The sequence below is a fragment of the Desulfomonilaceae bacterium genome, assembly GCA_041662605.1.
Classification (GTDB): Bacteria; Desulfobacterota; Desulfomonilia; order Desulfomonilales; family Desulfomonilaceae; genus CAJBEZ01.
Genome location: JBAZSD010000005.1, coordinates 127896 through 138585, shown reverse-complemented (window position 1 = coordinate 138585; position 10690 = coordinate 127896). Strand labels below are relative to the sequence as shown.

Genomic DNA, 10690 nt, shown 5'->3' with positions numbered 1-10690 from the left:
TCGAACACATTGAGTCTAACTCTATTCTGTTGAAGGAGGACTTGAGATGGCCTTTTTGTTCCGCGGTCGTTCAATCAATAAAGTCGGTGTAATAGGTTCTGGGCAAATCGGACCTGATATCGCTTTACATTTCCTGAAAGTATTGCACAGTTTTGACGCAAAAGTAGTTGTGGTCGACATAGCTACCGATGCGCTTGAAAAAGGTAAAGCCAAACTGTTCAAGAAGGTGGACAAAGGTGGACAGACTGGCGCGTTCAAACCTGATGAAGTCGAAGGGATGAAAGGCCACATTATATTCACCTCTGATTATAATGAACTCAAAGGCGCGGACATCGTAGTGGAAGCCGCTACCGAAGACTTACCTCTTAAAAAGAAAATATTTAGACAGATTGAAGAATTGGTTCATCCTGAAGCTATTCTTACGAGCAATTCCTCTCATTTGGAGCCGGAAAGGATTTTCGAAGAACTCAAGATAAAGGGTCGTTCCCTTTGCACTCACTATTTCTTTCCTGCGGAGCGGAACCCTGCCATAGAGATTATCCCTGGTAAAGACACCGACTCATTAATCACAGAATTCACGATGAGATTTTATGAAAAAATTGGGAAAATTCCCATCAAAGTCGGTTCACGGTACGGATATGCGGTCGATCCTGTTTTTGAAGGGTTGCTTTTGGCTTGTATTCAATGTGTTGACGAAGGCCTGGGAGACACAAAGCAGGTGGACTATGTAGCCTCCAAAGCCCTAGGACTAACCGTGGGGCCTTTCACCGCTCACAATCTGACGGGTGGCAATCCCATTTCGGCGCATGGTCTCTCTGAAATGCACGGACGGTTGAACGGATGGTTTAGAGTTCCGGATCGATTAAAACAAGCGCTAGAATCAAAATCCGATTGGGTCGTTCCTGGTAGAGGAGAAAAAATCGAACTGACTCCCGAAAAGGAAAAAGAGATTTCTGAAGAACTTATGGGGGCGTATTTTGCCATCGTGTGTGACATGTTGGATGCTGAAATCATAACGACAAGTGATTTTGACCTATTGATAAGTGTGGCCCTTGACATGAAACCTCCATTCAGTTTCATGAATTCGGTAGGCGTCAAAAAAGCTTTGGATCTTGTTGATAAATTTGCGAAAAAATATCCACCAATGCCCGTAGCAAAGAAGCTCAAAGAGCAAGCGGCTTCAGGGGATCCATGGAAAATCCTGGATGTGCTTTTCGAAAAGAAAGGCGACGTAGGAGTCATTACTCTTAGGCGGCCAAAGTCCTTAAACGCTCTCAATAGCAAGGTTTTCAAGGAACTCAACGTCTATTGTGACATAATAAGGAATGATCCTGCCATTAAGGCAGCGGTAATAACTGGATTTGGAAACAAAGCCTTTGTCGCGGGAGCTGACATCAAGGAAATGGCGGGTTTAACCGAACCTGCTGAGGGCGAGCATTTTGCTCGAATTGGACAAATAGCGTCTGCAGAACTGGAAAAGCTCGGCAAACCTGTCGTGGCTGCTCTGAATGGTTTTGCGCTTGGTGGCGGTTGTGAACTCGCGATGTGCTGTACCGCGCGTGTAGCTCTCAAAGGAATGAAGTTTTTCGCCGGTCAACCGGAAGTAAATCTTGGCCTGATCCCTGGTATGGGAGGAACACAAAGACTGCCTCGGCTTGTGGGATTTGAACGGGCTGCTGAAATGATCAGAACAGCCAGACCAATCTCGAGTTCTCAAGCGCTTGCTTATGGACTTGTAAATGAGGAAGTTGAGGGAGACGTCCTTGAAAGAGCGATTTCTCTAGCAAGAGATATAGCCGCTGGAAAGGTCACTCCAAGAAAAATGGAGACGGGCCCACTCTCGAATGTTCCCGATAAACTTCCGGATGTTGAAATCGGACATTTATCCAGGGCAATTGATAAGCTTGCGGTTCAGGCAATTCTTGAAGGCGCTCGAATGACGCTTGAAAACGGACTGAAAAATGAGGCCAAGTTGTTCGGACAGTGTTGGACGACTGAGGACAATCGAATTGGACTGAAAAATTTCGTTGAGAAAGGGGCCAAATCGAAGGCCGAATTTGTGCATCGTTAGGATTTCCCTCTTTTGGTCTCACCCATAAGGTTCTCGAGGTTTCTTGAAAGAAGCCTTGAGGGCCCTTTTCCAAAGGAAGCGCATTCGGGAATTTTTGACGAATTGTTGTGTTTTCAGATTTTCCCAAATTATTCTCATGCCATCTTTACATAACGAACAAGAATGTTTGAAAACAGTCAGACAAACGCTGATTTCCAACGACATGATTCAACCTGGAAACAGAGTAGTTCTAGCTGTTTCGGGCGGACCGGATTCGGTAGCCCTTACTCATATCATGTTCCGCCTCAGAGAAGATTTCTCATTCACTCCTGTTGTCGCTCATCTGGATCACATGATCAGACGGGAATCTAATGAAGACTTCAAGTTTGTGGAGGACCTCGCCAAATCCCTTGGACTTGAATTTTACGGCCAACAAATTGATATCCCTAAAATGGCCAAACAGCGAAAAATCAGCATCGAGGAAGCAGGCAGAATAGCACGTTACAAATTCTTTGAAGAAGTGAGCGTTGCGAATGGTGCCCAGAAAATAGCTACTGGCCACAATTCAGACGACTCGCTGGAAACTTTCTTATTGAGAATCTTTCAGGGCAGTTCAATAACTGGACTGTCAGGTATTCCATTGAAACGGGGAAAAATTATTCGCCCTTTGCTAGAACTTTACAGGCTGGAGATAGTTAAGTTCCTTGAAGACCAACAGCTCCCGTACAAAATTGACATAACTAATTTGTCTTGCGATACGGATCGAAATTATACCCGGAATAGAATTATACCCGCCGTCATGGAAAGATTTCCAAAATGCCGTCAGTCTATTTTACGAACATTGGATCTAATTCAGAAAGATGAACAATATCTGAGTTCGATCGTCGAGATTTTTTATGAAAAAGCGGTTTCTGGAACTGAAGATTGTTTTGAATTAAACATGGATGAAATCTGTTCGTTGCCAGAGGCTGTGTCACCAAGAATTGTGCGTAAGGTTCTATTTGCCCTTTCCGGCCCTGACACCAGATGGACAAGGTTTCATATAGATCGCATTCTCTTTTTCATAAAAGGTTCCAAACCCTATGTTAGGTTTGCTCTACCTTACGGTCTGTCTTTCACGAAGGACTATGGAAGCTTGAAAATATCAAGACTTGAAGAGTCGCTTAAACCGGATTATTCTCTGATTGTTTCTCGGCCTGGTTTGGTCAGGATTCCAGAATCTAATATGGATCTCGAGTTTTCAATCCTGAGCGAGCCTGTGCCTGATTTCTCGTATGGCAATGAATCGACCACGGAATATTTCGACGCGGATTTATTGACTTTTCCTTTTCATCTGCGTCCCTTTCAGTCTGGGGATAGAATAATACCGTGGGGCCAAAACAATCCTGTCAAGATCAAAAAATTGTTCATTGACTCAAAAATTCCTCGCTCTCTAAGAAACAGGCTACCTATGATTATCAAGGCCGGTGAAATAATCTGGGCGCCTAAGGTGAGACGTTGCGCTTCATACGGCTTAGGACCTCAAACGAAACAACTCCTGAAAATTTCTCTGTGCCTCGAAAAGGCCGATTCATAAACTTGCCCTTGTCGAATTTAAGTGATTTAATTCTATAGATTCTGCGATTGAGGAGTTTGTGTGAGTCATTTATCCTCCCATTTGTTACTCGACGGTTATGTGAATAAAGCGCTCCGATTAACGCCGGTTTTATTCCTGGCGTTTAGTCTGGCCGTGAACCCCGCTTTTGGATTTGACGGAGAGGTTTTTCAAGGGGGCCTGCAAAATGAGGCCAACAATCCGGACAAATCGGAATCATATGGACAAGGATATCTGAATGACTTTTTTCAGGCGTTGAGCCTGGTAGAACGTCATTTTGTCGAACCGACGAACGAAGCTGGCTTGCTAAAAAATTCCATAGAAAAACTGTCGTTTATCACTCTGCCGTACTGTCAGGACAATCTTGTGTCTATGCGTGACTGTCCCTATGAACCGCCGAGGTGTTTCTCCGATTCAATCATGATTGTATCGAGGAGATGTCACTATGACCCTGACAAACTTTCTCTGAAGGCTCTTGATCTGTTGCTTCGCGACCTCGATCCATATTCTACGACGCTTGATTCCGCAATGATAAATGAACTCAAAATTATGGCCTCTGGGAAATTTGCGGGAGTCGGCATGGTTGTTGGATTTAGAGATGGCTATTATGTGGTAGTGGCTCCCTTTGACGGATCCCCTGCCTACAGGGCAGGCATACGGGCAGGCGACAAATTACTCGAAATTGACGGCACGTCTCTTCATGGATTGTCATTGATTGAAGCTCTAAAAATGGTCAGGGGTCCATCGGGTTCTGAAGTCAGGTTCAGAATCCAGGATCCTCTGTCCGGACAAACCCAGAATATAAGATTGATAAGAACCCTGATCAAAGCTCCGTCAGTTAGGTCAAAATTGTTAAATGACGGTGTTGGGTACCTGAGAATCGTAAATTTTCAGAAGGATACTCGCGACGAAGTATTAAGATCTGTCAACCGTATGAAATCTGCTCATAGAAATAAACTCAGAGGGCTGATTCTTGATCTGAGAGATAACCCTGGGGGTCTTCTAACAGAGGCGATACGGATATCTGATCTTTTCCTGAAATTCGGTGTTATTACTTCCTTAAGAAGCAGGGGCTCAAAACTTAACAAAGAATTTCCGGCAAGCGGCACAGGACCATTCAGCTCGATACCGATTATTGTTTTGATAAACCGAGGAACTGCAAGCGCCTCCGAAATTCTTACTGGCGCATTGAAAAAACGTCCAAATACCCTGATCCTTGGGACAAGGAGTTTTGGGAAAGCGAGTGTTCAGAACATTTTTCCAATAAGAACAGGTTTGGCGTTGAGATTGACTACTGCTCATTATTACACAGCCGATGGCAGAGACATAGAAGGCAAAGGAATAGAACCCGACGTGCTTGTAAGTGATAGAGTCGACAAAAACAGAAATCGGGGAACTGCCATGGATATGAATGAAATTGGAAATGATCCTGAGATTAGGATGGCTTTGGAGTACCTGGTATCAAACAAATCGGAACATTCCATGAATTTATTCATGAACTTGTTCTGATTCTTCTGCTTTTTTAGACTAATCATATTTAAACTCCATTAATTTCCATCTGTTAGCAGGATAGCATATAACAAGTAGTTATATACTATTTTTTATGCTTAATATGACAGGCGAAAAACTATTGTATTAATATTATTCTTGATTTTATCATCAGTTTTGTGTATGTTTTTTTTGCCTTTTGATGTAAAGGATGCGGAATTAAATCTGATTTATTTGTGATTTAGGAGGTTGGACGAGCATGAGGTTGCCGGCAGGCCACGCTAAAAGGCTGTTTCTCGGATTCACTTGCTCGATTATGTTCCTGATAGTTTTCGCTCTCTTGATTGCTTACAATACGGAGGCGGAATCGTCGAGTTTCATGAAATCTTCAGTTGAAGATTATCCACTCACAATAAATATCCCTACAGCTCAACCGGAAGTTACCATAGAATTTTATCGTCGTTTAGGTTTCAGAGCGTCTGATGGCTTGTTCTCCGGTCTGGATGTTTATTCAATGGAAAAAGAAGGCTCACCTTACAAATTGGAAATACTATACATGGAGGCGACAGACACAAAGTCTTCTAAAAATAGTGTTTCAGCGATGAGCTTTCGAGTGGGAAATCTGGAAGATTCGGTCAAACGACTTGAGTCTAAGGGACTTCGTTTTGTTGAAAGAAGCGGTAAAAGGGATGGAGTAAGTTACGCTTCTTTGGTGGATCCAAATGGAATTAACGTAAAGCTTTTTCAGCCGTAATTTTCAAATTTACGTTCATCGAGCCTCGTACTTCGAGGCTTGATGCATATCAAGCTCTTAAATTCCCATCAATACTGAAAAATTTCACGCCTTATCCGATCCAAATCTTCCAGTTCCGGCGCAAAAGGGAAATTCCTTATATCAGGGCCAGGCTTTTCGTTACCATATGGACGGTTGCATGCAACTTTTCCATCAGCGCCGGGACAACCTGATGTTTGAAAAGCTCCACCATCAGAAATTACTTCATCAAGTTGATTTTTCGAGATTCCAAAGTCGGTAATTCTGCTTTTGTTGTCATAACTTATTGATTCCGGATCTATTTTATCATTGTCAATCAACCATCTAGCCAACTGTACCCTGCGATAGACGGCGACAGACGGCGCTGAGACCGATTCCATAGCTGATCCCCGCTCCGGGAAAAAACAAAACAAATGGGTCGATCCTCCCATTTTTCGTGCCCTGGATATGGATGAAACAATTTCTTTCTCAGTCTCGCCTATGCCGCAGATCAAATGAACACCAGCCATCCCTTTCCCAAATATCTCGAGACTTTGTTGATAAATCTCCCAGTATTTGCTCCAGTTATGAGGACCTTTAACAGGCTTGCCCCGTAAATTCGTGAACAAGTCCTCTGTGGCGGCGTCAATGGCCACCCCTATTCGTTCAGCTCCAGCCTGCTTCATGGCTATGAGATCGTCACAATCCAAGAGCGTGGGTGATATCAACAGAGATACCGCTAATGACGTATTTTGAGCTATCTGTTCGCAAATCGGAATCACATCCCTTTTACTTTTTGGATGCGTAATCATGGAAATACATACTCTGCTGACATAGCTAGGGACTTTGTTGAGAGCCTCCATTACCTCGCTCATGGAATAGGTTTTCCAGGGAACGCGAATGAAACTCTTGCCGCTCTTTGCAGGTCTCCTCTGAGACGCAAGACCACAAAAGGCGCAGTTGGCCCTACAACCATCCGCATAATTCATTAACAGATTGATGCACCCAAGGCGTGCCCCTCTGTAAAACATTCCGGGGACAAAATTCAAAGTCATGGCTGCTGCAAGTGACATCCTCACATATTCGGGACTTTCCTTTTTTGTGGTCTCTGGTTCAGTCATATTATATTTCACCATTCAATTAGCGCATGTAGAATCATTCAACGTCCTATCTAAATTTCAGATCTCAATCCAGAGAACAGCATGTGGTTTTAAAGATTACGTTTAATCCCATTTTTTGCGCTTCTATCGGCACATAATCATATCCTATCGCCAATGAGTTTATTCCGGCCTTTATTGCGAGCAGATCCAATTTTCGTCGGTATGCGCCACCCGGCCTGGCGCAGCCTAGAGAACTTTTGGCGTCAGGTATCGTTAATCGTGCTCTAGCTATGAACCTTGCCACATCTACAGGATCAGGGGGTTTTACAGAAAACATCCTTGTCCCTTTGACCGGTGTAAAAACAATGATCACATATTTCTTGACCGGAAAATGTGAAATTTCTTCTAGAGCCTGTTGTTCGCCCTTTTCCTTTCCGTAGTATATCCCATAGAGTATATGGGGAACAACCTCCAGTCCAACCTTAATCAACGCTTCCATGGATTTCAGAATCGTGGCTGTTCCTTCACTTAGATGAAAAATCTCTCTAGCTGTGGCATCATCTCCTACTACGTCAATCAAAGCTTGATCCACTCCCGCTTCCTTGAGACATCGGGCTTCTGTTGGACCGACCTGCCCCGCATGTATCGTCACCTGGAGATTTGTTTTCTTCTTGATGTGTTCGATTGCGTTCAGGAAGTTCGACCACGGCAGCTTTCCCTTCCTGTCGCACCCACCAGATATTAAAAGGCCTTTGTCCCCCCTGTTGAAAGCTTTCATGGCAAAGTCAACTAGATCGGGAGGGTTGTTTGCAGCGTGCATATTTTTGAGTAGGAGTCCCCCACAGTGATCACAATCGAGTTCGCAGATTGTTCCGGTAATGGATACGGTGTGATACGACCCTCTACAGCCGTTGAGAACAAACATGCCTGGATGATAGATAATGAATTCCGATCCATGTTTGGACCTTGACAGACGCCAAGCTTCATCAAAGAGAGCTTCTGTTTCGGTCAAACGTTTGGTTCTCGTTTTCGATAACCTTTGAACGAAATCCAGGTTCGGTTGCAGAGTCCTGGGAAATCATCATTCCACCACGAGTATAATTGAAATTTCTTTTTTGCCAAAGCGTGTCGAAAAACGGCTCCGTATCGATAAAGTATGGCGTTATGATACTCCTCAAGAACCGAGGACACCCCCGATTTCACCGCTTTAGTAACAATTTCACCGGCAATGTCTCCTGAAAAGACAGCCTGGGCAATGCCGGCGCCAGTGATCGGGTGAGCCAGTCCCGCAGCGTCGCCACAAAACAATATATTTTCGACCACCAAAGGAAATCTTATCCCAAATCCAGGAATGAAGCCGCTTGTCCTCGCGAACCATCCCGGCTTTATCATCCCTATTCGGGAGAGCATTTCGCTAAGACTCTTGAGTCCTCTCGCCGCTGTCAGTTCGTTAGTGGGCAACAGGCCTATACCGATATTCGCCGTAGTGCCTTTTGGGAACAGCCATCCGTATCCACCATATAATTCCTGGTCCAGAAAAACCATGGCTCTTGAACTGCTCGTCGCTAACGGCGTTTCAATCTGTCGGCCCACTGCGCAGTCTTCCACGAGGAGCCCCATTTTGTTGCGAACGCTGGAACGAGCCCCATCCGCAGCGATAATGTACTGTGCGTCAACTGTGACTTTCTCACCTACCGATTTAATCACGCAATTGTAACTGGCAAAATCCACAAATGTTGATGACGACATCACCAAAGCGCCGCAAGAAGCTGCTTCTCGGGCTAGATTACGATCAAATTTTGGACGATCTATGAGATAGCCATTTGATCTAATTGAGTTTTTATCATAGGAAACTTGAGCTTTATCCTTAAGAATCCATGTATCTAAGTGATCAATTTTGTGAAGTATGGAGTTCCTGTCCAATCCAAATTCAGTAAAGACCTGGTACGGAACAAATTCTCCACAGTGAGGTCGTTCGCCGATTCTTGGTTTACTGTCGATCAGAATCACTTCGAGGCCATTAGAAGCTGCTCTCATGGCAGCCCTGGATCCAGCCGGTCCCGCGCCTATTACCAGTAAATCACATGTTAGTTTTTTAGCCATTTATAAGCCTAATCGTTTTCTCTAACAATTCAATATTCAGTAAAGTTTTGTTGTCGAATTTTCCTTTATATGCGTCCGTTCCTTTGCCTAGGTCATAACATGTGGTTGAATCAATGTTTACGAGAACCCCTTGAGCCGGAATCGTCTCCATTTCCAGGCGATGTTTTGAGTAAAAGGCTTCGCAACAGGATCCAATATATAGTTCTTCTGATCCCGAAGCCTTTTCTTGAAGTGTGGCCATCAGGTGCTCGAAACTTTGAATGGTCAACGGTTCCAGGTTAAATCTCCGGGCCACAGAGTAGAAATATCCGATCTCGCAGGCGCCACATTCTGAGCACCCTTCTGTCTGACGAAAATCACAATCCAGATTTTTCGAACAGTACGGCAGCAAAAGCCATTTACCTATTTTCTTGTTCAGGTCCTGAGGCGCAACGTTTACAAAAAATAACTCATTTACTTCAGGAAGACTGAAATTGAAAGTGAGCAGCTTAAGTCTGTCAGCCGCTTCAGAAATAACCTCAGCTAAATCTTGAGGTTCCACACCGGGAATCTTACCGTCATACGAATCAAAGAATGACAGCACTCGCTCATTAAGAGCGTCTCTGTCGACAGAGGTTCCTACAAGGCTGGCCTCGAGATCTAAACAAAGACGTTGCGGAATCGTAAAAAAATCACCGGAAATGAGAGCCTGTCGAACTCTCTTACTTCCAGGACTCATCCATAAATGAACTCTTATCGAGCCTCCGTGATTTTGAGAGATGGAACGAATTGGAGCCCCTTCATGTTTCGGCCTGCTTCGGGAATAAATCCATTCATCGCCTGAATAAAAAGGTAGTTCATTGTCTAAACGCTCATGTTCCTGGTCAGTCAGATTCCCATCATAGAAATCCAGGCAGAGAGACTCTGAAAATTCCGAGACAATTACCTGTTTCAACGATTCCAGACTCACCGGATTTTCTACGAGGTCATCCAGGAAGCAGATTCTTTGCATCAAGGATTCTATTTCTCTTTTTTTCAATTTTTCCACGGGGACTCTCAAGGCTTTGAGAAATAATTCTGTTTCATTTTTGATCAGTACTGTCCCTTGAAACATCATTGCCCCGGAAATAAAAGCTCCCCCTGTACCTGATATCTTTCGTCCCTGAATTTCAATGTCATTTCTTGGCCTGAAACAGGCTTCGAGACCAAGTTTTGATAAGGCTTTCGCCGCGGTCGAGCAAATTCTGTCCAGAACACTTTCATAGGAACCTGAAAAGGGAGGATCGCCAGGCGGACCAAAGAGTTCCCAGCCCAGAGCTGATTCCTGAAACAGAATTGCGCCCCCACCGGTGATCCTTCTGTTGATGTCGACGTTGCTGGATTTACAGTAATCTGTTCTAATTTCCAGATTTACATCCTGATTGTATCCAACAAGAGCCGCAGCCGGTTGAAATTGCAAGAAGCGGAAGGTGGCAGGAGAATTTCCTGCTGAAATCTCCTCCAGAATGATGTTATCCAAAGCCATGTTCGCTGACGCGGGTAGAGCTTTCGTATCAATTAAGCGGATTTGCTTACGATTCATTTCTGCAGGATTTGAAATCTTTTGATCTCTGGCTTAGGACTTC

Annotated in this window: 8 protein-coding genes; 4 read left to right on the top strand and 4 right to left on the bottom strand. The window is 44.3% G+C overall.

The genetic code is table 11. From position 1 onward, the window contains the following. Nucleotides 1-46 precede the first annotated feature (46 nt). From WC647_06060 to WC647_06045, 4 genes are all read left to right on the top strand, one after another. Entirely contained in the window at nucleotides 47-2071 is a 2025-nt protein-coding gene (locus WC647_06060; protein ID MFA6221860.1) for an enoyl-CoA hydratase-related protein, read from the top strand. 166 nt (nucleotides 2072-2237) lie between these two features. Beyond that, nucleotides 2238-3626: a tRNA lysidine(34) synthetase TilS gene (gene tilS / locus WC647_06055; protein MFA6221859.1), complete on the top strand. Its 1389-nt coding sequence runs from the start codon at nucleotides 2238-2240 to the stop codon at nucleotides 3624-3626. A 60-nt stretch (nucleotides 3627-3686) separates the two neighbouring features. Then, entirely contained in the window at nucleotides 3687-5153 is a 1467-nt protein-coding gene (locus tag WC647_06050; GenBank protein MFA6221858.1) for a S41 family peptidase, read from the top strand. A gap of 238 nt (nucleotides 5154-5391) precedes the next feature. Further along, nucleotides 5392-5886: a VOC family protein gene (locus WC647_06045; GenBank protein MFA6221857.1), complete on the top strand. Its 495-nt coding sequence runs from the start codon at nucleotides 5392-5394 to the stop codon at nucleotides 5884-5886. Nucleotides 5887-5954: 68 nt separating this feature from the next. Here WC647_06045 and WC647_06040 read toward each other — a convergent pair whose 3' ends face one another. The 4 genes from WC647_06040 to WC647_06025 form a co-directional block, all read right to left on the bottom strand. Continuing rightward, nucleotides 5955-7004, bottom strand: a complete 1050-nt coding sequence (locus WC647_06040) for a radical SAM protein (protein MFA6221856.1) — start codon at nucleotides 7002-7004, stop codon at nucleotides 5955-5957. A gap of 64 nt (nucleotides 7005-7068) precedes the next feature. Further along, on the bottom strand, nucleotides 7069-7995 hold the full coding sequence (locus tag WC647_06035) for a hypothetical protein (GenBank protein ID MFA6221855.1): 927 nt from the start codon (nucleotides 7993-7995) through the stop codon (nucleotides 7069-7071). Beyond that, nucleotides 7992-9086, bottom strand: a complete 1095-nt coding sequence (locus tag WC647_06030; protein MFA6221854.1) for an NAD(P)/FAD-dependent oxidoreductase — start codon at nucleotides 9084-9086, stop codon at nucleotides 7992-7994. Before WC647_06030 ends, WC647_06035 begins: the two co-directional genes overlap by 4 nt. Then, a complete protein-coding gene (locus WC647_06025) occupies nucleotides 9079-10647 on the bottom strand; it encodes a DUF116 domain-containing protein (protein ID MFA6221853.1) in 1569 nt (522 codons plus the stop codon). Before WC647_06025 ends, WC647_06030 begins: the two co-directional genes overlap by 8 nt. Nucleotides 10648-10690: the final 43 nt, after the last annotated feature.

Bases quoted from the DNA above. Each gene is read 5' to 3' on its own strand.
- WC647_06040 (MFA6221856.1), bottom strand. From the start codon at position 7,004: ATGACTGAACCAGAGACCACAAAAAAGGAAAGTCCCGAATATGTGAGG.
- WC647_06025 (MFA6221853.1), bottom strand. From the start codon at position 10,647: ATGAATCGTAAGCAAATCCGCTTAATTGATACGAAAGCTCTACCCGCG.
- WC647_06060 (MFA6221860.1), top strand. From the start codon at position 47: ATGGCCTTTTTGTTCCGCGGTCGTTCAATCAATAAAGTCGGTGTAATA.
- WC647_06045 (MFA6221857.1), top strand. From the start codon at position 5,392: ATGAGGTTGCCGGCAGGCCACGCTAAAAGGCTGTTTCTCGGATTCACT.
- WC647_06030 (MFA6221854.1), bottom strand. From the start codon at position 9,086: ATGGCTAAAAAACTAACATGTGATTTACTGGTAATAGGCGCGGGACCG.